This is a genomic window from Hydrocarboniphaga daqingensis (genome assembly GCF_900129825.1).
Lineage (GTDB): Bacteria > Pseudomonadota > Gammaproteobacteria > Nevskiales > Nevskiaceae > Hydrocarboniphaga > Hydrocarboniphaga daqingensis.
Genome location: NZ_FQWZ01000001.1, coordinates 467373 through 490584 on the forward strand (window position 1 = coordinate 467373; position 23212 = coordinate 490584).

General features: G+C 66.0%; 18 protein-coding genes and 1 other RNA gene. 4 read left to right on the forward strand and 15 right to left on the reverse strand.

Annotated features, from left to right (window positions below):
- Positions 1-58 precede the first annotated feature (58 nt).
- Complete coding sequence (gene parE, locus BUB09_RS02120) at positions 59-2014, reverse strand: DNA topoisomerase IV subunit B (protein ID WP_072893406.1); 1956 nt, start codon at positions 2012-2014, stop codon at positions 59-61.
- Positions 2015-2168: 154 nt separating this feature from the next.
- On the opposite strand from parE, the gene BUB09_RS02125 reads away from it, so the two are divergent.
- The 3 genes from BUB09_RS02125 (at position 2169) to dxs (ending at position 5331) form a co-directional block, all read left to right on the forward strand.
- Complete coding sequence (locus BUB09_RS02125; protein WP_072893408.1) at positions 2169-2462, forward strand: exodeoxyribonuclease VII small subunit; 294 nt, start codon at positions 2169-2171, stop codon at positions 2460-2462.
- A 10-nt stretch (positions 2463-2472) separates the two neighbouring features.
- Positions 2473-3360 carry a polyprenyl synthetase family protein gene (locus BUB09_RS02130; protein ID WP_072893411.1) on the forward strand — a complete coding sequence of 296 codons (888 nt, stop codon included), beginning with the start codon at positions 2473-2475 and terminating at the stop codon, positions 3358-3360.
- Between the two features lie 87 nt (positions 3361-3447).
- The gene (dxs, locus tag BUB09_RS02135; protein ID WP_072893414.1) at positions 3448-5331 is read left to right on the forward strand and encodes a 1-deoxy-D-xylulose-5-phosphate synthase; all 1884 of its coding nucleotides are present in this window, start codon (positions 3448-3450) and stop codon (positions 5329-5331) included.
- Positions 5332-5352: 21 nt separating this feature from the next.
- Here dxs and cysG read toward each other — a convergent pair whose 3' ends face one another.
- From cysG to BUB09_RS02160, 5 genes are all read right to left on the reverse strand, one after another.
- The gene (cysG, locus tag BUB09_RS02140) at positions 5353-6741 is read right to left on the reverse strand and encodes a siroheme synthase CysG (protein WP_072893416.1); all 1389 of its coding nucleotides are present in this window, start codon (positions 6739-6741) and stop codon (positions 5353-5355) included.
- 14 nt (positions 6742-6755) lie between these two features.
- The gene (locus BUB09_RS02145; protein WP_072893418.1) at positions 6756-7079 is read right to left on the reverse strand and encodes a YbaB/EbfC family nucleoid-associated protein; all 324 of its coding nucleotides are present in this window, start codon (positions 7077-7079) and stop codon (positions 6756-6758) included.
- 9 nt (positions 7080-7088) lie between these two features.
- The gene (dnaX, locus tag BUB09_RS02150; RefSeq protein WP_072893421.1) at positions 7089-8741 is read right to left on the reverse strand and encodes a DNA polymerase III subunit gamma/tau; all 1653 of its coding nucleotides are present in this window, start codon (positions 8739-8741) and stop codon (positions 7089-7091) included.
- Between the two features lie 83 nt (positions 8742-8824).
- Positions 8825-9190, reverse strand: coding sequence for a hypothetical protein (locus tag BUB09_RS02155; RefSeq protein WP_072893424.1), 366 nt, complete (start codon positions 9188-9190; stop codon positions 8825-8827).
- Between the two features lie 71 nt (positions 9191-9261).
- Positions 9262-11286 carry an AAA family ATPase gene (locus BUB09_RS02160; protein ID WP_084083091.1) on the reverse strand — a complete coding sequence of 675 codons (2025 nt, stop codon included), beginning with the start codon at positions 11284-11286 and terminating at the stop codon, positions 9262-9264.
- A gap of 32 nt (positions 11287-11318) precedes the next feature.
- On the opposite strand from BUB09_RS02160, the gene BUB09_RS17290 reads away from it, so the two are divergent.
- Positions 11319-11510: a hypothetical protein gene (locus tag BUB09_RS17290; protein ID WP_139250070.1), complete on the forward strand. Its 192-nt coding sequence runs from the start codon at positions 11319-11321 to the stop codon at positions 11508-11510.
- Here the strand turns inward: BUB09_RS17290 and ffs are convergent.
- The 9 genes from ffs to BUB09_RS02205 form a co-directional block, all read right to left on the reverse strand.
- Positions 11497-11593: signal recognition particle sRNA small type (gene ffs, locus BUB09_RS02165), an RNA gene on the reverse strand. The genes BUB09_RS17290 and ffs overlap by 14 nt on opposite strands.
- Positions 11594-11639: 46 nt before the next feature.
- Complete coding sequence (tsaB, locus tag BUB09_RS02170) at positions 11640-12365, reverse strand: tRNA (adenosine(37)-N6)-threonylcarbamoyltransferase complex dimerization subunit type 1 TsaB (RefSeq protein WP_072893447.1); 726 nt, start codon at positions 12363-12365, stop codon at positions 11640-11642.
- 22 nt (positions 12366-12387) lie between these two features.
- Positions 12388-14286: a DNA repair helicase YoaA gene (gene yoaA / locus BUB09_RS02175; protein ID WP_072893450.1), complete on the reverse strand. Its 1899-nt coding sequence runs from the start codon at positions 14284-14286 to the stop codon at positions 12388-12390.
- 13 nt (positions 14287-14299) lie between these two features.
- Entirely contained in the window at positions 14300-14929 is a 630-nt protein-coding gene (locus tag BUB09_RS02180; protein WP_072893452.1) for a tetratricopeptide repeat protein, read from the reverse strand.
- Positions 14926-17250 (reverse strand): penicillin-binding protein 1B, encoded by a 2325-nt coding sequence (gene mrcB / locus BUB09_RS02185; protein ID WP_084083130.1) that lies wholly within the window; start codon positions 17248-17250, stop codon positions 14926-14928. The genes BUB09_RS02180 and mrcB overlap by 4 nt, the downstream gene beginning before the upstream one ends.
- An 83-nt stretch (positions 17251-17333) precedes the next feature.
- The gene (gene phoU / locus BUB09_RS02190; RefSeq protein WP_072893455.1) at positions 17334-18050 is read right to left on the reverse strand and encodes a phosphate signaling complex protein PhoU; all 717 of its coding nucleotides are present in this window, start codon (positions 18048-18050) and stop codon (positions 17334-17336) included.
- Positions 18051-18171: 121 nt separating this feature from the next.
- Complete coding sequence (pstB, locus tag BUB09_RS02195) at positions 18172-19017, reverse strand: phosphate ABC transporter ATP-binding protein PstB (protein WP_072893458.1); 846 nt, start codon at positions 19015-19017, stop codon at positions 18172-18174.
- 46 nt (positions 19018-19063) lie between these two features.
- Positions 19064-20761 (reverse strand): phosphate ABC transporter permease PstA, encoded by a 1698-nt coding sequence (gene pstA, locus BUB09_RS02200; protein WP_072894049.1) that lies wholly within the window; start codon positions 20759-20761, stop codon positions 19064-19066.
- Positions 20762-20812: 51 nt separating this feature from the next.
- Complete coding sequence (locus BUB09_RS02205) at positions 20813-23089, reverse strand: ABC transporter permease subunit (RefSeq protein ID WP_072893461.1); 2277 nt, start codon at positions 23087-23089, stop codon at positions 20813-20815.
- Between the last annotated feature and the right edge of the window lie 123 nt (positions 23090-23212).

Here is a 23212-nt window from a genome sequence, read left to right on the forward strand (position 1 = left end):
GCGTCGCAGCAGGCAGCGGCGCTCAGACACGGGCGGCGCAGCGCCGGCGATATCGGCGTCAAACCTCGGCGCGGTCGCCCTTTTCCTCCAGCCAGGCTTTGCGGTCGCCAGCGCGCTTCTTGGCCAGCAGCATGTCCATCAGCATATCGGTGGTGACGGCCGCCGGCGCCGTGTCGCCCTCGGCGACGACGGCGACGGGCGCTTCGTCCAACGTTAGCTGCACCAGGCGGCGCGTATCGCGGCTCATCGTGGTTTCGCGCAGCTGCATCGGGTTCATCTCACCCAAGCCCTTGAAGCGCGTCACCGAAATTTTGGCCTTGTTGCCCTCGGCCTGCAGCCGGTCAAGGATGCCGATGCGCTCGGAGTCGTCGAGCGCGTAAAACACTTGCTTGCCGGCATCGATGCGGAACAGCGGCGGCATCGCGATGTAGACATGGCCGGCGGCGACCAGCGGCCGGAAGTGGCGCAGAAACAGCGCGCACAACAGCGTGGCGATATGCAGTCCATCGGAGTCGGCGTCGGCCAGCACACAGATCTTGCCGTAGCGCAGGCCGGTCAAGTCCGGGCTGCCAGCATCAACACCGATGGCCACCGAAATGTTGTGGATTTCGTCGGAGGCCAGCGCTTCATTGGCGTCGACTTCCCAGCTGTTCAGGATCTTGCCGCGCAGCGGCATGATCGCCTGCGTGTCGCGGTCGCGCGCCTGCTTGGCGCTGCCGCCGGCCGAATCGCCTTCCACCAGAAACAGCTCGGTCTGGTTCAAGTCGGTCAGCACGCAGTCGGCGAGCTTGCCGGGCAGCGCCGGGCCGCTGGTGATCTTCTTGCGGACGACTTGCTTGGCCAGCTTCATCCGCGCGTTGGCGTTGGCGATCACCAACTGCGCCAGCTGTTCGCCTTCGGTCGGATGCTGGTTCAGCCACAAACTGAAGCTGTCGTGGACCACGCCTTGGACGAAGGCCGCGGTTTCACGCGACGACAGCCGTTCTTTGGTCTGGCCGGCAAACTGCGGGTCGAGCATCTTGACGCTGAGCACGTAGCTGCAGCCCTGCCAGACATCTTCAGGCGCCAGCTTCATGCCGCGCGGCAGCAGATTGCGGAACTCGCAGAATTCGCGGATCGCTTCGGTCAGGCCGGTGCGCAAGCCGTTGACGTGGGTGCCGCCCTGCGCGGTCGGAATCAGGTTGACGTAGGACTCGGCCACCGCCTCGCCGCCGCCGTTGAGCCAGACCAGCGCCCACTCGGCTTCTTCGCGCTTGGCGGCGAACTTGCCCACGAAGGGCTCGGCCGGCACCGTTTCGGCGCCGCCCAGCGCGTCCTTCAAGTAATCGACCAAGCCGTTTTCGTACTGCCAGACGGTCTGCTCGCCGGCGATCTGGTCGTCGAGCGTGACCCGCAGGTTCGGGCACAGCACGGCCTTGGCGCGCAGCACCTGCTTGAGCTTGGTGACCGACACCTTGGGCGAATCGAAATACTTCTCATCGGGCCAGAAATGCACCGTGGTGCCGCTGCGCGACTTCGGCAGCGTGCCGATCGGACGCAAGTCGACGCTCTTTTCGCCGTCGGCGAAGTCGATCGCGTACTCGGTGCCACCGCGGGCCACGCGCACTTCCAGCCTTTTGGACAGCGCGTTGACGACCGACACGCCGACGCCGTGCAAGCCGCCGCTGAAGCCGTAGGCCTTGTTCGAGAACTTGGCGCCCGAATGCAGCTTGGTCAGGATCAGCTCGACACCGCTAACACCGTGCTCGGGGTGGATGTCGACCGGCATGCCGCGGCCGTCGTCGGACACCTGGACCGAGCCGTCGGCGAACACGATCACGTCGATCTTCTTGGCGTGGCCGGCCAGCGCCTCGTCGACCGAGTTGTCGATGACTTCCTGGGCCAGGTGATTCGGCCGCGTCGTGTCGGTGTACATGCCGGGCCGCTTGCGCACCGGGTCCAAGCCGCTGAGCACCTCGATCTGGGCGGCGTTGTAACTGGAGTCGTTCGGCGTTCTGGATTGAGGAGCGGCCATGGAAGCTCGGCTTGACGGGCAATGGACAAAGCAAGGGAGCGGCCAGGATCGCGATCGGACCCGGCGCGGAGAGCGGCGCGAAGGTAGCGGATGAACCGCAGCGCCGCAACCGCGATAGACTGCGGCTCCGTTTGCTGCTGAATGCCGCTCCGAAATGCCAAAAACCACTGACAAATCAGGGCTCTTCGCCAGCGACGCGAGCACTGCCGATGCCGTGCAGGCCGCGCCGCCGGGCGACGACGTGGCGCGCTTCGAAGATGCGCTCGGCGAGCTCGAAAGCATTGTCGAAAAAATGGAACGCGGTGACCTGAAGCTGGAAGAGTCGCTGGCGCTGTTCGAGCGCGGCGTCGGCCTGACCCGTCAGTGCCGCAGCTCGCTGGACACGGCCGAGCTGAAGGTCAAAAACCTGCTGGCGGCCGACGCGGCTGCCGACGACGCCGGCCGCTGAACGCCGCCGCGTGAGCATCGACTTTTCGCATCGCCTGGAGTTCTACCGCCGCCGGCTGCAGGCGGCACTCGACCGCTGCCTGCCGCCCGCCGACGCCTACCCCGCCCGGCTGCACGAGGCGATGCGCTACAGCTGCGATGGCGGCAAACGGCTGCGCGCGCTGCTGATCTATGGCGCCGGCGAAGTGCTGGGCTTGCCGGCCGACGCGCTAGACGCGCCGGCCTGCGCGATCGAACTGATCCACGCCTATTCGCTGGTGCATGACGACTTGCCGGCAATGGACGATGACGACCTGCGCCGCGGCCGGCCGACCTGCCACCGGCAGTACGACGAAGCGACGGCGATTCTGGTCGGCGATGCGCTGCAGGCGCTGGCGTTCGGCGTACTGGCCCACGCCGAGGCACTGCCCGAAGGCGCGCGGCTGAAGATGATCCAGCGGCTGGCCGACGCCTCAGGCTCTCGCGGCATGGTCGGCGGCCAGGCGGTCGATCTGGCGTCCGAAGGCCAGACGCTGAGCCTGCCGGAGCTCGAATCACTGCATATCCACAAGACCGGTGCGCTGATCCGCGCCTGCCTGCTGATGGCCTGCGACGCCAGCCCCGAGCTGACGCCGGATCAGCAGTACGCGCTGGACCGCTACGGCAAGCTGATCGGTCTGGCCTACCAGATCCAGGACGACGTACTCGATATCGAAGGCGCCGCTGGCGAGCTGGGCAAGACCGCCGGCAAGGATCTGGTCGCGCAAAAGTCGACCTACCCGGCCGTGATGGGCTTGCAGGCCGCCAAACAACGGGCGATCGAACTGTTCGACGAGGCGCGCGCGGTGCTGGCGCCGTTCGGCGACCGCGCCCCGCCGCTGCTGTGGCTGGCCGACCACATTCAGGGCCGTCGGCATTGACGAGCCCGCCAGCGACAACGGGCGCGCGCAACATGACCGCCCTGTCCAGTTGGCCGATAATCATGAACAATTTTTGAAGCCATCCCCATGACCGACATTCCGGGCTACTCCTTGCTCGGCGGTGTGAACACACCGTCCGACCTGCGGAACCTGCGCAGCGAAGACCTGCCGCATCTGGCGGTGGAACTGCGTCGTTTCCTGATCGAAACCCTCGGCCGCATCGGCGGGCACTTTGCCGCCAACCTCGGCACCGTCGAGCTGACGCTGGCACTGCACCGCTGCCTGAACACGCCGGACGACCGCATCGTCTGGGACGTCGGCCATCAAGCGTATCCGCACAAAATCATCACGGGCCGCCGCGCCGGGCTCGAAACGATCCGCAAGCTGGGTGGGCTGGCGCCGTTCAACCACCGCGCCGAAAGCGAATACGACGCCTTCGGCGTCGGTCACAGCAGCACCTCGATCTCGGCCGCGGCCGGCATGGCCGCCGCGTTTCGCGTGCAGCAGCGCAAGCGCCGCGCGGTCGCGGTGATCGGCGACGGTGGCATGACCGGCGGCATGGCCTTCGAAGCGCTGAACCATGCCGGCCACGCCGGGCTCGACATGCTGGTGGTTTATAACGACAACGACATGTCGATCAGCGAGAACGTCGGCGGCCTGCGTGATCATTCGGCACGGCTGGTTCAGAAGCTCGGTCTGGTCGCGCCGCACTTGGTGCGGCTGCCACAGGACGGCGAAGAGGCGGTCGAAACACACCTGGACAACCCGGGCGCGCTGTTCCGCACGTTCGGCTTCACGTATCACGGACCGGTCGACGGCCACGACCTCGACGCGCTGACGCAGATCCTCGACGCGATCAAGGACGCGCGCGGCCCGCAGCTGCTGCACGTGATCACGACCAAGGGCAAGGGCTTCGAGCCGGCCGAGGCCGACCCGATCAAGTATCACGGCGTGACCCAGTTCGACCCGGTCACTGGCGCGTTCCCGGCCAAGAAAGCGGCCGGCGCACCGACCTACACCCAAGTGTTCGGCGACTGGCTGTGCGAGGCCGCCGAGCGCGATCCGCGCGTCGTGGCGATCACGCCGGCGATGCGTGAAGGCTCAGGTCTGGTCGATTATGCGCGGCGCTTCCCGCAGCGTTACTACGACGTCGGCATCGCCGAACAGCATGCGGTGACCTTCGCCGCCGGCTTGGCCTGCGAAGGTCTCAAGCCGGTCTGCGCGATCTACTCGACGTTCCTGCAGCGCGGCTACGACCAGCTGATCCACGACGTGGCGATCCAGAATCTGCCGGTGCTGTTTGCGATCGATCGCGGCGGCCTGGTCGGCGCCGACGGCGCCACGCACCACGGCGCGTTCGACCTCAGCTATCTGCGCTGCATCCCGAACCTGGTGGTGATGGCGCCGAGCGACGAAAACGAATGCCGCCGGATGTTCGCCACTGGCATGGCGTTAAACGGCCCGAGCGCGGTGCGCTACCCGCGCGGCAACGGCCTGGGGCTCGCGATTGAGCCCGAATACAAGCCGCTGCCGATCGGTCGCGGCCGCATCGTCCGCGATGCGCGCGGCCGGCGCCGTCCGCGCGTGGCGCTGCTGGCGTTCGGCTGCATGGTGCAGCCAGCGCTGAGCGCCGCCGACATCCTCGACGCCGTGGTCGCCGATATGCGCTTCGTCAAGCCGATCGACGCCGAACTGGTGCTGGAACTGGCCAACGAAAACGATCTGCTGGTCACGCTGGAAGACAACGCCCGGATGGGCGGCGCCGGCAGTGCGGTCAATGAAGTGCTGGTCGCGCAGCACCACAAGGTGCAGGTGCTGAACCTGGGCCTGCCCGATGCGTTCATCGAGCACGGCACGCGCGAGGAGTTGCTGACGCAGTGCGGCCTGGATGTCGCCGGCATCCTGCGCTCGGTACAGAAGCGGCTGCGCGCACGCGACCTGGACATCAACGAGTCGGCGCGCAAGGCCTGAGCCGGCGCGCCGCTGCGCCGCTCAGCCGCGCCAGCGCAACTGGTCGCGCAGCGTCACCACGCTGCCGACGATCACCAGGCTAGGGCCGCCGACCGCGGCATCGACCACCGCTGACGGCAAGCTCGCCAGCGTGCCGACGATGACGCGCTGCTGCGGCGAGGTGCCCTGCTCGATCACCGCTGCCGGCCAGTCCGGCGACAAGCCATGCTCGATCAACTGCGCGCACAAGTGCGGCAGCGTGGCCAAGCCCATGTAGATCACCACGGTCTGGCCGGGCCGCGCCAGCGCATCCCAGTGCAAGGCCAGCGTGCCGTCGGCGCGCTGATGCCCGGTGACGAAGATGCAGGCCTGAGCATGGTCGCGGTGCGTCAACGGAATGCCGGCATACGCGGCGCAGCCGTTGGCAGCGCTGATGCCGGGCACGACCTGAAATGGAATGCCGGCTGCCGCCAGCTCTTGAATCTCCTCGCCGCCGCGGCCGAACACGAATGGATCGCCGCCTTTGAGCCTGAGGACGCGCTTGCCTTCGCGCGCCAGACGTACCAGTTCGGCGTTGATCTGCTCTTGCGCCAGCGTGTGCCGCGCGCGGCGCTTGCCGACATAGATGCGCTCGGCGTCGCGCCGCACCAGATCGAGAATCGCGTCGGGCAGCAGTGCGTCGTACAGCACCACGTCGCACTGCTGCATCAGCCGCAGCGCGCGAAACGTCAGCAGATCGGGATCACCGGGACCGGCGCCGACCAGATAGACCTCGCCGCGACGCGGGTCGCCGTCGAGCAGTGCTTGCAACTGCGCATCAGCAGCCGCTTCGTTGCCGCTGAAGATCGCCTCGGCGCCAGGGCCGTCGAGAAAGCCTTCCCACAAGCCGCGCCGCGCCGCTTGCGGCAGCCGCTGCTGCACCTGCTCGCGGCGGCTGCCCATGAACGCCGCCAGCCGGCCGTAAGCCGCTGGCAGCAGCGTTTCGATCCGCTCACGCAAGCGGCGACCGAGTACCGGCGCTTGGCCGCCGGTGGCGATGGCGACGATCAGCGGGAAACGATCGACGATCGACGGCGTGACGAAGCTGCTCGGCGCCGGATCGTCGACGACGTTGACCGCGATGCCGCGCGCATCGGCCGCAGCGGCGACCTGCCGGTTCAGTGCGGCGTCGTCGGTGGCAGCGATGCACAGCGTGCAGCCATCGAGCTGGGCGGGTTCGAACGCCGTGGCGAGATGGCGGATCAAGCCCGCTTGCGCGGCCTGCGTCAGCTCGTCGTTGAGGTCGCGCGCGACGACGTCGAGCTGCGCTTCAGTCTTGCCCAGCAGGCGCAGCTTGCGCGCGGCGACTTCACCGCCGCCGACGACCAGCACGCGACGGCCGGTCAGGCGCAGAAATACCGGGAAATAAGGCCACTTCGCCGTCGGCGTCATGGCGCGTACCCGGCTTACAGGCCGAGGTTCAGACCGGGTGGCAACTGCATGCCGCCGGTCGCCGCGGCCATCTTTTCCTTGCTGAGCACGTCGAGCTTCTGCGAGGCATCGTTGATCGCCGCGGCGATCAGGTCTTCGAGGAACTCTTTGTCTTCCTGCATCGCGGCCGGTGCGATTTCGACACGACGCGCCTGGTGCTTGCCGTCGAGTGTGACCTTGACCATGCCGGCGCCGGATTCGCCGGTGACTTCGAGCTTGGCGACTTCGTCCTGCGCACGCTTGAGGTTGTCCTGCACCTGCTGCGCCTGGCGCATCAGTTGTCCGAGGGGACCTTTCATTGCTGACTCCTAGGAATCGAGAGATTGGATGGAATTGGGCCGCACGGTGGCGCCGAACTGTTCTTTGAACGCACGCACGACCGGGTCGGTTTCGATCGCGTCGATCGCGCCGCGGATGCGGTCGCGCGCGGCTTGTGCATCGAGCTGCGCCGGCGTCTGCGTCGCTTCGGCGGTCAACTCGATCTGCACCTGCAGCGGCTCGCCGAAGACGCGGCTCAGGGCCGCTTCCAGCGCCGCGCGGCGGCTGTCGTGATTCAAAAACGCCGCGTCCATCGCCAGGCCCAAATGGATCGTGTTACCGGCGCGCTGCTTCCAGGTGCACTGACGTGCCAGCTGCTTGCTGGCACCTTCGAGGCCGAGTTGATCCATCAACTGCGGCCACGGCAGATGCTTGAGCTGCGGATCGACGGCGGCGCGCGGCGGCGCTGGCGTGACGGCGATCGACGGCGCAGCCGGACTCGCGGCGGACGCTGTGGTTGGCGTGATCGGCGCCGCACTCGCAGCGCCAATCGGGCTGCCGCGGCCAGTGGAACCACTGGCGCTGGTCGTCGCACGCGGCGGTGGTGATTCGCTGCCGCCGTCGGCCGGCCGGAACGCGAGCATCCGCAGCAGCGTCATCTCGAAACCAAGGCGCGGATCGGGCGACCATGGCAAGTCGCGGCGGCCGCCGACGGCGATCTGATACCAAAGCTGCACGTCTTCGACGCTGACGGTGGGCACCAGTGCGACGAGGTCTTCGTCGTCATCGTCGTCGCGCGCACCCGGCAGCATCTGCAACACCGCGATCCGCTGCAGCTGCGCCGCAAGGTCGTTGAGCATCGAAGCGTAATCCGGCGCCTGGGTTTCGATTTTGCGGAATGCGTCGAGCAGCGAGGCGGCGTCGGCGGCCGCCAGTGCGCGCAGCAATTCGATCAGCAACTGGCGCGAACCCGTGCCGAGCATTTCGGCGATCGGCTCGCGCCGCAGCGTGTCGCCTCCAGCGAACGCGATCGCTTGGTCCAGCAGCGACAAGCCATCTCGCATCGAGCCGTCAGCGGCACGTGCCAATTCGAGCACGGCGCCCGGCTCAAACTCGATGCTCTCGTTGCCGAGCACCAGCGCCAGCTGATCGCGAATGATCGAGATCGGCAGCCGCTTCAGATTGAACTGCAGACAACGCGACAGCACGGTGATCGGCAGCTTCTGCGGATCGGTGGTCGCGAGGATGAACTTGACGTGCGACGGCGGCTCTTCGAGCGTCTTCAGCAGCGCATTGAATGCGCTCTTGGACAGCATGTGCACTTCGTCGATCAGATAAACCTTGTAGCGCCCGCGCGCCGGCGCATAGGCGCTGTTGTCGATCAACTCGCGCACGTTGTCGACGCCGGTGTTGCTGGCGGCGTCGATTTCCAGCAGGTCGACGAAGCGGCCACTGTCGACTTCCTTGCAGGCGGTGCACAAGCCGCAAGGCTGTGCCGACACGCCGGTTTCGCAGTTCAAGCCCTTGGCGATGATGCGCGCCAGCGTCGTCTTGCCGACGCCGCGCGTGCCGGTCAGCAGAATCGCCGGATGCAGCTTGTCGCCGTCGAGCGCATGACTGAGCGCTTTGACGACATGGTTCTGGCCCATCACGTCGTCGAAGCGACGCGGGCGCCATTTGCGGGCGAGGGCGAGATAGCTCATGGAATATCGCGGCGGAAGCGGGCGTGCATTGTCGCGGAATCGCCCGGCAGCCGAAAGGCAGCCGTCGCCCGTGGCGGCGTGGACTACTGGCGCTGCAGCTCGTGCGAGCCGATGCCGGGCAACAGCAGCATCATGCGGCCGTCACGCACTTCGGCGCGGCCTTCGCCCATTGCGCGGCCATCGGGTGCGCGCACGACGACGGCCCAACCGTCGCCGGAGCGTTGATAGAGCACGTCGAGCCGCTGCGGTTCGGCCATCGGCCGGCCTTGCGCATCGATCGGCGTGACCGCGATCGAGTCCGGGCCTAAGTCCCAGCGGATCGAGCCGCTGATGCCGCGCTCGACCCAGCGACCCATCAACTGCATCGGTGTGTCAGCAGCCAGCGCCGACGGCGCCGCGACAGCCAAGCCCGCCATCAAACCCCAGCACAGCAGCAATACGTTGCGCATCGACGGTCCTTGTCCGGTGTAGCGAGCCTGCGGCGGCCGGGCAGCCGGCCGACCGTGCTCGATCGAGTGGGTTAATTCAGCCGCGTATTGAAGCCCATCGGCTTGCGCGCGTGCGGCTTCACGGCAACTTCGGCTTCCAGCATTTTCTTCAGTTCGGCTGCGTTTTCGAGTTCGCCCAGCAGCCGCGCGCGATTGCGCACCACCGCGTAGTCGCCCGGCGTCAGCGAGTCGATCTCGCGCACGCCGGCCGGCGGTGCCACGCCGAAGTAATGCTGAAACGCCAGTTCGCGCTGGTCGGGCTTCAAGAAGTCGAACTTCACCTTGAACGAGAAGCGACGCAGCGCCGCCTCGTCGAGATGGCTCATCAGGTTGGTGATGCAGGCAAACGGATACTCATGGCTTTCCATCCAGGTCAGCATTTCATTGACCTGGCTGATCTCCCAGCCCTGGCTGGCCGACTTGCGATCGCCAAGCAGCGAGTCCGCTTCGTCGAACACCAGAAACGCGCCGGTGTCGCGTGCTTCGGCAAACGCGGCGGCAATGTTGCGCTCGTTTTCACCAACCCACTTCGACAGCAGGTCGGAGGCGCGCTTCTGGATCACTTCAAGGCCCATCTCGCGCGCCAGCCAGCGCACGTAGGCGCTCTTGCCGGTGCCCGGCGGGCCATACAGGCACAGCGAAAAGGCACGCGTATCCAAGCCGCTGAGGCGCGTCGCGAGCTTGGCAAGATCGAGGTCGGCATTGATCAGACGCGGGTCGTACAACACGCTGTTGACCGGACGCGGCGGCGATTCGGCGCCGCGCATCACCTTGGCGATCGACGTAACCGCACGGCGGATTTCCTGCGACCCGCCCGAGGTCAGCCGCGCCGACCGGACCGCGCCGGCCGCGATCGCCGGTGCCGCGTCGAAGTCTTCGGCCAGACGCCGCACGTCTTCGGCCGGGATCGACACCTGCTCGCGATCGAGCAGCCGTTGCCAGACGCGCTCGCGGACCTTGGCCGGCGGCACTTTCATCTCGATGGCGAAGGTCATCCGCCGCAGCACCGACGGGCCGAGCGCGGACGGGTCGTTGACCGTCCACAGCGTTGGCACGCGCGACTCCTCGAACATCTTGTGCATGAACACGCGCGATCCGTAGCCGCCGGGGCGCTCGGCCAGATACTCGTCGTAGCCGTCGGCGCGCAACAGGTCTTCGGCTTCGTCGAACAGCAGCAGCGCGTCGTTCTGGTTTTCGAGCAGTTTCTGGCTGAGCCGGAAGCTGCCGACGCGCTCGTCGCGCGACGGCTCCTGGCCGCGTTCGTCGGCCTGGCCGACGCCGTACAGCTTCAGGCCCAGCTGCGCAGCCAGGGTTTTGCAGAATTCGGTCTTGCCGGTGCCCGGCGGGCCGTACAGCAGCACGTGGATGCCGCGCTCCTGGCGGCTGGCGGCCTGCTGCAGCAGCGTCGCCGCCAGATCGCGGTCGGCGCGCAGGTGATCGTAGTCCTCCCATTCCAGCGACTTCAGCAGCGGATCGCCGAGCAGCGCGGCGCGCACGTCGCTCAGCGGCTCGGCCTGAGCCTGCAGGAAGCGCGTCAGTGCCGGCAGCGGCTGGCAGTCGGAGCGGTAGTCGATCGTGAACAGGCCGCTGGCCAGCAGCCGGCCGCGCGGCGACATCGCGTCGAGCAGCTCGCCGCGGGTCAGGCCCAGCAGCGTCGCCAGCACGCCCATCGTCGTGCTGTCACCGGCGCGGATCTCGTCGAGTTCGAGCATCTCGAACAGTTCTTCGACCAGCGGTAGCACCTTGGCGCGGACCAACGCGCCCATCAACAGCTGCTCTTGCTCGGACAGCCGCAGCAGTTCGCCGACGGCCAGCAGGTTCTGTTCGAGCACGCTGGGTTCGGCGCCGGCCAGTTGCTCGTCGCGGATGCGCAGCGCCTCGGCGATGATGTCGCCCGTGATCGTGCGGCTTTCATCGCCCAGGTCGACCCCGAGCGGCTCGGCTTCGTCGATGACGAAGCGCGTGAATCCGTCTTGCGCCCAGCGGTAGCGGTCGACCTTGACCGAGAAATTGCGGAGCCAGCCGACCAGCAGGCCTTGCTCGAAGGGTTCCATCATCAGACTGCCTCGTTCACACCCGCCGTACCGCGATGATGGGGCCGCAGTCCCAGCATGCAAATCGGGGTGGTGTTACAAAAGATGCGCAAATTGATTCCGTTGCAAAGCCAACGCAACAACCAAACCATCTGTACCAGCGCATTGCACGCTGGAAGAAGCAGGGTCGATTGATTCAAGGCTGGTACAACGCCTTGAAAAATAATGAGAAGGTCCGCGCCAGCTGACTCCGGCACCCGGCATCACCGCTACCGTTGCTCCCTTCCGGGCCTGGCGGGGTTCACGGCTTTCCGTCGCGGAGGGCCGGCGCGGACCAGCCGCATTATCGCTGATCGCCGCTGGTTTTGCCGAGTCGCTCAGCCGCTGGATCGTGCCGCACGCGCCGCTTGCTGCTCGACCAAGGTCAACGCGACCCGATCACGCAGGTATGCAGGGGCCAGGTCATCGGCCGACCCGGCCTCGCCTCGCGCAAACACCGGCAGCGCCAGCGTCAGCGCGTGGCGCGCCCGCGGCAGCGCCGCGCCGTCGACGCTCAGCAGCCGATGCGGCAGCCGTGGCGTCAGCACGTCGGCATAGGTGCCCCAGCCGGTGCCGACCGCCGACCAGTCCCCGCCCGGCAGCGCCGAAAAATCGACCGCGCCGGGCGGCACGACTTGATCGGCGCACAACGGCGACGCCAATCCGGCCGCATCCCGGCCGTAAGCGCCCCAGTAGATCTCGCTCATCCGGGCATCGATGCAGGGCAGCACCCGCTCGGCGCCCTGATCCAGCGCGGCTTGGGCGAGCATGGCCAGCGACGTGATGCCGACCACCGGACGGTCCAGCCCCAGCGCCATGCCCTTGACCAGGCCGACGCCGATGCGCACGCCCGCGAAGCTACCGGGGCCAATGCTGGCGATCAGGCCGTCGAGTTGCGCCGGCCGCAGCCCCGCATCGGCGAGCAGCGCGTGCACCAACGGCAGCAGGCGTTCAGTGTGCGTGCGCCCGACAACCTCGTGGCGCTCGACGATGGCGCCGTCGATCCACAGCGCGGCGGAACAGGCTTCGGTGGCAGTGTCGATCGCAAGCAGACGCAGCGTCATCGGGATCTCGGCAGCAGCAGGTTCAAAGGTCGGCGGCCCAGGCCAGCGCCGCGTCGCGGTCGACGCGCGGCATCGGCGGCAACGCATCCAGCACTTTGCGGCCGTACGGCTTGGTCCGCAGTCGCGGGTCGCCGATCACCAGCAAGCCGCGATCGCCGACGTCGCGGATCAGCCGGCCGGCGCCCTGGCGCAGCATCATCACTGCCTCGGGCAACTGGTAGTCGAAGAACGCATTGCCGCCGCGCTGGCGGATCGCGTTCAAGCGCGCTTCGAACACCGGGTCGCCCGGCGCTGCGAACGGCAGCCGATCGATCAGTACCAGCCGCAACGCCCGGCCGCGCACATCGACGCCTTCCCAAAAGCTGCTGGTGCCGACCAGCACGCCGTTGCCATCGCTGGTGAAGCGCTCCAGCAGCCGAGCGCGATCGTCGTCGCCCTGCACGTACAAGGCTTGCGTCAGACGCTGTTTGAGCGTCTGCGCAACCAGCTTGAGCGCGCGATGGCTGGTACACAGCACGAACGCGCCGCCACGAGACGCTTCGATCAGCGGCACGATCGCGTCAATGAAAGCGGCCGTGTAGTACGGGTCGTTGGGTTCGGGCAGACCGGCCGGCAAATGCAGGCGCGCCTGCTCGGCGTAATCGAATGGGCTGTCCAGCGCCAGCGTCTGCGCGTCGGCCAAGCCGAGCTGGCGCTGGAAGTGACCGAAGTCGCCGTTGGCCGACAAGGTCGCCGACGTGAACACCCAGGCGCCAGCATGGGTCTGTCGCAGGCGCGCGAAGCTGTCGGCGACTTCGATCGGCGTCTGGTGAAAGCTGCCGCCGCGGCCGCGCGTCTCGACCCAGCGCACCAGTCCGGTGTCGGCCGTCGGCGCCGTCAGCTGGGTCCAGCGGTCGTACAACTGGGCTGCGCGCTCGAACACCGACGCCAGCACCGGCGAGCGGTCCTCGTAGGCTTTCAGCGCCTGACGCAGCGCGAACAACTGCTCGTCGAGCGTTTGCAGAATGGAACCGACCATCGGCCGCTGCAACAGGTCTTCGAAGCGCAAGCGGCCGTTGATCGACGCCACCACGGCCTCGACCGGCAGCACGGCGGCGGTCATCGATTCGGCTGCCGCCACCAAGTCGGGCAAGTCGCCCCATTCCTCGGCTTCGGCTTGGGCGTCGCTGGCGATGTCGCGGAACTGGCGCGTCGACACGCGCACGCCAAAGAACTGCGTCGCCAGTTCCGGCAGCTGGTGGGCTTCGTCGACGACGACCGCGTCGGAGCCCGGCAGGATTTCGCCGAACCCTTCTTCCTTCAGCAGAAAGTCGGCGAACAGCAGGTGATGGTTGACCACGACCAGATCCGCCGCCAGCGCGGCGCGGCGCGCCTTGACCACGTGGCATTCGCCGAAGTCCGGGCATTTGGCGCCCAGGCAGTTGTCGGCCGTCGAGCTGACGCGCGCATACAGCGGATCGTCCGTGTTTAGATCGCCGATCTCGGACAGCTCGCCGCTGTCGGTGGCGCGCGACCAAGCGCGGATGCGCGTCAGTCGCTCGTCATAACGCCAGCCCGGCGTCTGCAGGGCACGGTCGAGGCGATGCAGGCAAACGTAGTTGGAGCGGCCCTTGAGCAAGGCGGTGCGGGCCGGCACCTTCAATGCCGTCAGCAAGCGCGGCAGGTCGCGCCGGTACAGCTGGTCCTGCAGATTCTTGGTGCCGGTGGAGACGACGATGCGCTTGCCGGCCATCAGCGCCGGCACCAGATACGCGTAGGTCTTGCCGGTGCCGGTGCCGGCTTCGACGATCAGCGTGCCGGCGGACTCGACCGTGCCGGCGACCGCCTCGGCCATCGTCTGCTGCGCGGCGCGCGGCACGAAGCCCGGCAAGCCCCGGGCGAGGACGCCGCCGTCGCCGAGCAGTTCGTCGACCTCATTCACGACGGCCAGCGGCTCAGCCGCCCGCGAGGTCGCGTTGGATCTCGTCGACCTTGACCTGCGCCTGCAGGGCGCCGATCGCATCCCCCTGCGCCTGGCGTGCCGCTGCGATGACCTTCCAGTTTTCGAGCTCGACGTAGACGTTGCCGCGCGCCAGGCTGTTGGACTTCATCGCAACGCTTTCGGCGTTGTCGTACAGCTTTTTGTCCAGATACACGCGGCCCAGCGCCGACCAGACGAAGTAGTTGCGCGGCTCGATGCGTTGCGCGCGTTCCAATGCACCGCTGGCCTGGTCGTACTGACCCGCCGCGCGAGCACTGCGCGCCTGCTTCATCAGCGACAGGACCGCCTGACTGCTGATCTCGTCGGCCGACTTCGGATACGCCGGCAGCACCTTGGGCGGCGGTGCCACCGCGACCGGCGGCGAGTACAGCGGCGTCGGTGTGTGGGCCGTGCTCGCACCCGGCGTCGGGTTCTGCCCCGGGCCGGGCGCCGTCGGCGCCGGGATCGTGCGCCCGATGTTGTCGGGCCAGGACGAAGTGCGCTGAGCGGTGGGCGTCACGCAAGCGGACAGCCCCAATGATGCTGCCAGCACCACCGGCAGCGCCGAGCGCGCCGGAAAACAGGCCTTGTAGCCAATCCTCATTCGAAGATCTCGCGCAACCATTGCATGGGCTGGGATTCTGCAGCGCGTGCACACGGCGCCCAAGACTGCGGCGCATAGCCGCGCAGGTAGGGTATCAGCAGGCGACTGTCACAGCCCTCGTCGGCCTTAAGCCCGGTGACGGTATCGGCCAACTGCTCTTCGACATCAGGCGGCGGAATCAGGTCGAGCGGCTTGGCCTTCAGGTCTCGGATCAAGCGAGACCAGATATACAGCGCCCCGCTGGACCCGGTCAGGCCCATCGGCTTGTAGTCATCGCGGCCGACCCAGACCACCGCAACCCGGTCGCCGGTAAAGCCGCTGAACCAGGAATCGCGCAGGTCGTCGGTGGTACCCGACTTGCCCGCCAGCGTCATCGTGTCGGGCACGATGCCGTAAGCGCTGCGGCCGGTGCCCAGGCGCATCACCTGCGTCATCGCCCAGGTCACCAGGTAGACCGGACCTTCGGGCAGCGTCTGCTTGACCCGGATCGGATAGCGGTTCAGCGGCTCGCCTTCCTTGGTGGTCACTTCGCGGATCGCCGACAGCGGGCTCTGGAAGCCGCCGGCCGCAATCGTGCCGTACATCTGCGCGACTTCCACCGGCGCCACGTCGACGGCGCCCAGAAACATCGATGGCACCAGCGCCGGGTTGCCGGTGTAGCCGGCCTGCTTGAGCGTGTTGGCGACCGCTTTTTCGCCCACTTCCAGCCCGAGCCGGACCGTCGGCAGGTTGTAGGACTGCGCCAGCGCCATGTACAGCGGCTGCGGGCCGTGCAGCTTGCGGTCGTAGTTCATCGGCGACCAGATCTGCTTGGTCGGCAGCCGCAACTCGATCGGCTCGTCGTCGATCATCGAATGCAGGTTGTAGCGGTCGCCCTGTTCGAGAGCGGTCAGGTAGACGAACGGCTTGGCCAGCGAGCCGATCGACCGCCGTGAATCCAGCGCCCGGTTGAACCCGGAGTAGCGCACGTCGCGGCCGCCGACGATGCCCAGCACGTCACCCCCGCCGACGCTGGTGACCACGCCCGCCGACTCCAGCGTGCCGGCCGGCAGCTTGCGCGATTTCTCGATCTCGGCCAGCCCCTGCGCGATGTTGCGTTCCAGCGCCTCCTGCGAGCGCGGATCGAGCGTCGTGAAGATGCGCAGGCCCTCGTCGGTCAGATCGGAGTCTTTGTACTGCCCGCGCAGCTGGCGCTTGACCAAGTCGACGAACGCCGGGTAACGCTCGACCCCGCCCTGCTTGGTGCCCGCCACCGACAGCGGCCGCTCGATGGCGGCGCGCATCTCGGCCTCGTCGATCAGGCCGCGTTCCTTGAACACGCGCAACACCAGATCACGACGGTCTTTGGCGCGGACCGGGTTGCGACGCGGGTTGTAGTACGACGCGCCTTTGACCACGCCGACCAGCAGTGCGACTTCGTGGTCGCGCAGCTCGCCCAGCGGCTTGTTGAAATAGAACCAGCTGGCCAGTCCGAAGCCATGGATCGCCCGGTTGCCGTCCTGGCCCAGGTAAATCTCGTTGATGTAGGCCTCGAGAATGTCGTCCTTGCTGTAGTGACGCTCCAGCAGGATCGACATGAACATCTCGTTGAACTTGCGCGTCCAGGTCCTATCGAGCGTCAGGAAGAAGTTGCGTACCAGCTGCTGGGTGACCGTGCTGGCGCCCTGCACCGCATGGCCGGCACGCAGGTTGACGAACATCGCGCGCAATACGCCGCGGATGCTGATGCCGAAGTGGTCGTAAAAGTCGCGATCCTCGACGGCCAGCAGACCGTCGCGCAGCAGCTCGGGCACTTCTTCGAGCTTGACCAGTACGCGGTCCTCGCCCTGCTGCTGCGGGTAGATGCTGCCGATCAGCATCGGGTCCATGCGGACGATGTCGCGCGACTCGCCGCTGTCGGCGTCGGAAACGCTGGCGACACCGGCGCCGTCGAACTTGAGGCTGATTCGGTTTTCGGCGCGCGGGCCGTCCCAGAAGTGGAACGCGCGGACGTAAATGTCGGCGCCCTGACGATTCAGGCTGAACGTGCCCGGTCCTTCTAGGCTGCCCGAATCACGGTAGCCGAGGCGCTCCAGCTCGTGCTTCAGGTCGCCGGCGTCGAGGTTGAGCCCGGCATAAAGCTCCAGCGGAGCGGCGAACACCTGCGCCGGCAAGGCCCAGCGCACGCCGGCGAACCGCGTGCGGATGTCCTTGTCGAGCGACACCAGGTAGAACGAGAACACGATCAGGCCGATGCTGCCGAGCACCAGAACGACGGCAGCAGCCCCGTAAACGAACGAACGGGGAATGACCAGACGGGATTTTCGGGCAGGGGGCGCCATATGGCGCGCCATCATACCGGCTTGGCGCCGGATGCGGACGTCGGAGGGCGGCTAAACCCCGGCGACGTCGGCGTCGACGGCGCTTATTCGCCGCGCACTTCGCGCTCGACCTGCTCCAGCGGCGTGTGGCGAACGTCCTTGCCCTTGACGAAGTAGATCACGTACTCGGCGATGTTCTTGGCGTGGTCGCCGATGCGCTCGATGGCCCGTACCGCCCAGATCAAGTCAATCACCCGGCCGATCGTGCGCGGTTCTTCCATCATGTAGGTGATGCACTGGCGCAACAGCGCCTCGTATTCGCGGTCGATGACGGCGTCTTCGCGGACCACCGCCAGTGCGGCGTCGGCGTCCATCCGCGCAAACGCGTCGAGCGCGCCACGGACCATCTGCGAGACCTGCCGAGACAGATGCTGCGTCTCGACCATGTTCTCGTACATCCGCTCCTGCGTGGACAGCTCATGGGCCATCTTGGCGATCTTGTGCGACTCGTCGCCAATGCGTTCCAGGTCGGTGATCGTCTTGATCACCGCATGCACCAGACGCAGGTCGCTCGCCGTCGGCTGGCGACGCGCCAGAATCCGCGAGCATTCCTCGTCGATGTACATTTCCAGCTGATCGACCTTGTCGTCAGTGCGGAACACGACTTCGGCCAACTCGGTGTCGAGTTCCATCAACGCCTTGGTCGCATCGATCAGCTGTTGCTCGACCAAGCCGCCCATTGCCAGCACGCGCTGGCGTACGTCTTCCAATTCAGCGTTGAACTGGCTGGAGATATGCGACTTGTATCCGGTCGTATTCATCTGTCGCTCTTACCTTGGAACATCAAGCTGCGAAGTCGCTGCGTGTATTGCCGTTCTGTAGCCGCCATCGTTGGCCGGGCTTTCGCCACTGCGGAACGTCCACCGGACATTCCGCAACGACTCAACCGTATCGACCGGTGATGTAATCCTCGGTCTGCTTCTTGGTCGGCTTGGTGAACAACTGGTCGGTGTTGCCGAACTCGATCAGATCACCAACATACATGAATGCCGTGTAGTCGCTGACGCGAGCGGCCTGCTGCATGTTGTGGGTGACGATCACGATCGTGTAGTTGTTCTTCAACTCGGTGATCAGCTCTTCGACCTTCAGCGTCGAGATCGGGTCAAGCGCCGAGCACGGCTCGTCGAGCAGGATCACGTCAGGCTGAATGGCGATGGCACGGGCGATCACCAAACGCTGTTGCTGGCCACCGGACAATCCCAGTGCCGAATCGTCGAGGCGGTCTTTGACCTCATCCCACAGCGCGGCACCCTTGAGTGCCCACTCCACGGTTTCGTCGATGACGCGCTTCTTGTTGATGCCCGCGAGGCGCAGGCCGTAGGCCACGTTCTCGTAGATCGACTTCGGAAACGGATTGGCCTTCTGGAACACCATGCCGACGCGACGACGCAGCATCGCAATATCGACGTCGCGGTCGTAGATGTTCTTGCCGTCGAGCCGCAAGCCGCCTTCGACATGGCAGCCGTCGATCAGGTCGTTCATTCGGTTGAAGCAGCGCAACAGCGTCGACTTGCCGCAGCCCGAAGGGCCAATGAAGGCAGTGACCTTCTTGTGCGGGATCTTCATCGACACGTTATGCAGCGCGCGCTTCTGGCCGTAGTACAGGTTGAGCGCATCGACTTCGATGGCGATCGACTCGTCTTCGATCCGCGTCGGGGTCTGCGAGCGCTCCATCGACGAGATGTCGATGCCGTGGCTCAACTGGGTCTTGGTTTGCACGCTGGTCATGGTTTGATGGTCCAAGTTGAATCCTCGGCGCGAAAGCCCCGGGTGTCTAGCCCTCGAGGGCCTTGTAGCGTTCGCGCAGCCGGTTGCGGATGCTGATGGCGGTCAGGTTCAGCGCCAGGATCACCAACACCAGCAGAAACGCCGTGGCGTAAACCAAGGGGCGCGCCGCTTCAACGTTGGGTGACTGGAAGCCGACGTCGTAGATGTGGAAGCCCAAGTGCATGAACTTGCGCTCGAGATGCAGGTACGGAAAGTCGCCGTCCAGCGGCAGCGACGGTGCCAGCTTGACGACACCGACGAGCATCAGCGGCGCAACTTCGCCGGCGGCTCGGGCGATCGCCAGAATCAGTCCGGTCATCATCGCCGGCGATGCCATCGGCAGCACGACGCGCCACAGCGTTTCAGCCTTGGTCGCCCCCAGGGCCAGCGAGGCCTCGCGCAGCGAGCGCGGGATACGCGCCAGACCCTCTTCGGTGGCCACGATCACCACCGGCAGCGTCAGCAGTGCCAGCGTCAGCGATGACCAGAGAATGCCGGGCGTACCGAACGTCGGGGCCGGCAGCGACTCGGAATACAAGGCCCGGTCGATGTTGCCACCGACGAAGTAGACGAAGAAGCCCAAACCGAACATGCCGTAGACGATCGATGGCACACCAGCCAGATTGTTGACGGCGATACGGATCGACTGGGTCACCACGCCCTGCCGGGCGTACTCGCGCAGGTACAACGCAGCCAACACACCGAACGGCATCACCACGACCGACATCAGCAGCACCATCAAAACCGTGCCGAAAATCGCGGGAAAGATGCCGCCTTCAGTATTGGCTTCGCGCGGCTCCTCGGAGACGAACTTCCACAGACGGTGGAAGAAGTAGCCGGTCTTCTGCAGCAAGTTCATCGCATTAGGGCGATAGGCGTCGAGGATCTTGGCCAGCGGCAGCGTCACCTCGCTACCGTCGACGGTGCGCACTCGCACCGTGTCACGCGCCAACTCGGCCTTGATCAGATCGAGTTCACCGCGCAGTCCCTGATAAGCGGCCTCCTGCTCTTTGCGACGCTGATCGAGCTCGGCATAGGCCGCCGGGTCGTTCTCGGGCGTGCGGCCATCGAGTTGCAGCCGGCGCTGGTCGAGACGGACGCGCTCGATCGCGTAATTGATGCTGCCAATCCGACCTTTCTCGATCGCGCGAAGCTTGGATCGAAGTTCGTTGGCGCGGTCGACGCGTTGTTGGAACAACGCCCACAGGTCAGCACCCGAATCGACCGGCTTGCCGTCCTCGTCGATTCCGGCAAGAAACCCGTGGAAGTTGCCCCACTCGGTGCGCTCCAGCACGACCGCGTCGGCCGGCTCGCTACGCTCGACCAGCCAGTCCGACAACAAGTAGCGGAAATCGACACCGTTGACGTCGCGATTGGCTTGCTTGACCAGCAGTCGCTGATGCAGTGGCTTGTCATCGGTCACGGCCAAGCCGGCATCACGCAGTCGCGCGGTCGTGATCTCTTCGGCGCTGCGAATCTCGACCAGCAGCGACTCGGCGTCGCGCTCCGGTTGCTGGTACCGGCCCTGCACCAGATCGGCCGGCCAGAAGTGCGGCAGACCGCGTGTGGCCGTCAGGACCAGCAACGCCAGCGTAATGATGAACGCAACCGATATCGCGGCCGCCGTAACCCACACGTAGGGCGCGCCCGACTTGATGTAAGCGTTGACGCCGCGCGTGTCCTGCGCGACCAGCGTCTTGGGCATTGCAGCGGCGATTTCCTGCTGGGCAGTGGCCATGTTGTCGTCGTCGCCAGATTAGAGGCTGCTGTACTTGCGGCGCAGGCGCGAGCGCACCACTTCCGCCACGGTATTGAAGAAGAACGTGAACAAGAACAGCACCAGGCCCGATAGGAACAGCATGCGGAAGTGGGTGCTGCCGACTTCGGATTCCGGCATTTCGACGGCGACGTTGGCCGCCAAGGTGCGCATGCCGGAGAACAGACTGAAGTCGGTGACCGGCGTGTTGCCGGTGGCCATCAGCACAATCATCGTCTCGCCGACGGCGCGACCCAAGCCGATCATGATCGCCGAGAAAATGCCGGGGCTTGCCGTCGGCAGCACGACGCCGATCAGCGTCTGCCACGGCGTCGCACCCAGCGCCAGTGAGCCGAGCGACAGATGCTTGGGCACCGAGAAGATCGCATCTTCGGCGATCGAGAAAACTACCGGAATCACCGCCACACCCATCGCGATGCCGACCACCAGCGCATTGCGCTGGTCGTAACCGATGCCCAGCACATGGTCCATCCAGGCCTGCATGTTGCCGCCGAAGGCCAGCGCTTCGATCGGCTTGGCGACAAGGAAACAAAACCAGACGATCAGCGCAATCACCGGCATCAGCAGAGCAGCTTCCCAGCCCATCGGCACGCTCTGGCGCACGCGCTGTGGTGCGCGCATCCACAGATACCCGAAGGTCGGCACCGCTAGAGGCAACAGCAATAACGCCAGGAACATGCCCGGTAGATTGCTTTCGACGAACGGCGCCAGCCACAAGCCCGCAAGGAATCCGAGGATGACCGACGGCAGTGCGGCGAGGACTTCGACCGCCGGCTTGACCACCTGACGCATCTCGGGCGACATGAAATTGGCGGTGAAAATCGCGCCGAGGACCGCGATCGGAACGGCAAAGATCATTGCGTAGAACGCGCCCTTAAGCGTGCCCAGCGCCAGCGGTGCCATGCTGAACTTGGGCTCGAAATCAGCGCTGGCCGATGACGATTGCCACAGCAACTTGGGCTCGTCGTAGCTCTCGTACCAAACCTTGCCCCAGAGTGCGCTCAGCGAAATCTCCGGATGCTCGTTGTGTACATCGGTCGCAACGAGTCGGCCGTCGGTGCCCAAGGCCAACAACAACTGCGCACGCGGATTGAATGCCAGGGCCGCCACCGACGTGTCGAGCAGCTTCTGCTGGTGGATCAAGCGGCCCGACGTCGCGTAGAACAGCGAAACGCGACCCTGGTCGTCGCCCACGGCAAAACCGCGACGACGCGGCTCGGCACCGATCGCGGTCGGCGTGGCGCCGTTCTCCAGCTGGAAGTCGCGCACGTGGGCAAGGTAGGTCTCGCCTTCATTGGCGCCGCCCTGCTGCCGCGCCGGGAACCATTGCGACAGGCGGCCGTCGCGATGCGCCACGATGATGGAGATGCCGCCCGCGAGGTAGTGAGCATCGACGATCGGCGCGTCGGCATCGGCGACTTCGATCAGCTTGGGTGCTTCGCTGCCATTGACGCGGTAGAAAGCGATCTTGCCGGCCGCTTTGTCGATCGCATACAGCCAGCGCATTTCAGGTTCGAGCAGCAGCAGGTCAGGCTTGACCGGCGCCGGCAGCTTCTGCACCGCCGACTCGGTGACTTCACTGTCGCCCATCAGCGAGGTCGTGACTTCGAACGATTTCAGATACAGATTGCCGTCGGCGTCAGCGCCGGCCAGCATCAAGGCGTCGTCGCTGCTTCTCACGGCCAGATGAACCGGCGCCTGCGGCATGAAGGGCAACGGCGCCTCGCCACGCGGATAAACCACGCTAGGAGTAATCAAACGCTTGTCGTCGGGATAGGTCACTTTGTAGTCGAGCTGGAAGATCAGCACCGACCCATCGACCAGTCCGCCGGCCAATACCGAGCGCTCAGGCGCGACGTCGACCACACGCTGCAGTGCAATACCTCCTACCGGCAGCGCAACCTGTGCCCGCAGCGCGCCCGAGTGAAGATCGAAAAAGTTGAGAACACCGGATTGTCCGATCCGGGTACCCACTTCGCCCTGCTCTTCGGCCGCCACATACAAGGCCGGGCTGCCGTCGTCGGGGACCGTGATCGCCGGGCGCGCCTCGAAGGCCGCGCCAGCAAACAGCGGCGCGACTTCGGTCAACAGATAGACAAAGATCAGCAGCAGAGCGGCGATGACGCCGATGCCGCCGATCAGCACCACGATCTTGGCCAGCCGATCCTTGAGGTAGCGCGGCTGATAGCCAGCACTGCCGGCGACAATGGAGCGCGGCTTCCGGTCGGGGGCTTCGGCTGGGGAGACTTGGGTCATGAGCTCAGTTCGGCATCAAGTGACGGGCGGGCGCCCGCAGCCGGTTATTCCGCAGCGCTTTCTACGCGAAAACGCCGACTGACAAAAGTCCGATGCGACAGAACCACTGTCGCACCGGACTGG

Coding starts and splice junctions, on each gene's coding strand:
- parE (WP_072893406.1), bottom strand. CDS start 2,014: ATGGCCGCTCCTCAATCCAGAACGCCGAACGACTCCAGTTACAACGCC.
- BUB09_RS02125 (WP_072893408.1), top strand. CDS start 2,169: ATGCCAAAAACCACTGACAAATCAGGGCTCTTCGCCAGCGACGCGAGC.
- dxs (WP_072893414.1), top strand. CDS start 3,448: ATGACCGACATTCCGGGCTACTCCTTGCTCGGCGGTGTGAACACACCG.
- cysG (WP_072893416.1), bottom strand. CDS start 6,741: ATGACGCCGACGGCGAAGTGGCCTTATTTCCCGGTATTTCTGCGCCTG.
- BUB09_RS02145 (WP_072893418.1), bottom strand. CDS start 7,079: ATGAAAGGTCCCCTCGGACAACTGATGCGCCAGGCGCAGCAGGTGCAG.
- dnaX (WP_072893421.1), bottom strand. CDS start 8,741: ATGAGCTATCTCGCCCTCGCCCGCAAATGGCGCCCGCGTCGCTTCGAC.
- BUB09_RS02155 (WP_072893424.1), bottom strand. CDS start 9,190: ATGCGCAACGTATTGCTGCTGTGCTGGGGTTTGATGGCGGGCTTGGCT.
- BUB09_RS02160 (WP_084083091.1), bottom strand. CDS start 11,286: ATGATGGAACCCTTCGAGCAAGGCCTGCTGGTCGGCTGGCTCCGCAAT.
- BUB09_RS17290 (WP_139250070.1), top strand. CDS start 11,319: ATGATGGGGCCGCAGTCCCAGCATGCAAATCGGGGTGGTGTTACAAAA.
- tsaB (WP_072893447.1), bottom strand. CDS start 12,365: ATGACGCTGCGTCTGCTTGCGATCGACACTGCCACCGAAGCCTGTTCC.
- BUB09_RS02180 (WP_072893452.1), bottom strand. CDS start 14,929: ATGAGGATTGGCTACAAGGCCTGTTTTCCGGCGCGCTCGGCGCTGCCG.
- mrcB (WP_084083130.1), bottom strand. CDS start 17,250: ATGGCGCCCCCTGCCCGAAAATCCCGTCTGGTCATTCCCCGTTCGTTC.
- phoU (WP_072893455.1), bottom strand. CDS start 18,050: ATGAATACGACCGGATACAAGTCGCATATCTCCAGCCAGTTCAACGCT.
- pstB (WP_072893458.1), bottom strand. CDS start 19,017: ATGACCAGCGTGCAAACCAAGACCCAGTTGAGCCACGGCATCGACATC.
- pstA (WP_072894049.1), bottom strand. CDS start 20,761: ATGCCCAAGACGCTGGTCGCGCAGGACACGCGCGGCGTCAACGCTTAC.
- BUB09_RS02205 (WP_072893461.1), bottom strand. CDS start 23,089: ATGACCCAAGTCTCCCCAGCCGAAGCCCCCGACCGGAAGCCGCGCTCC.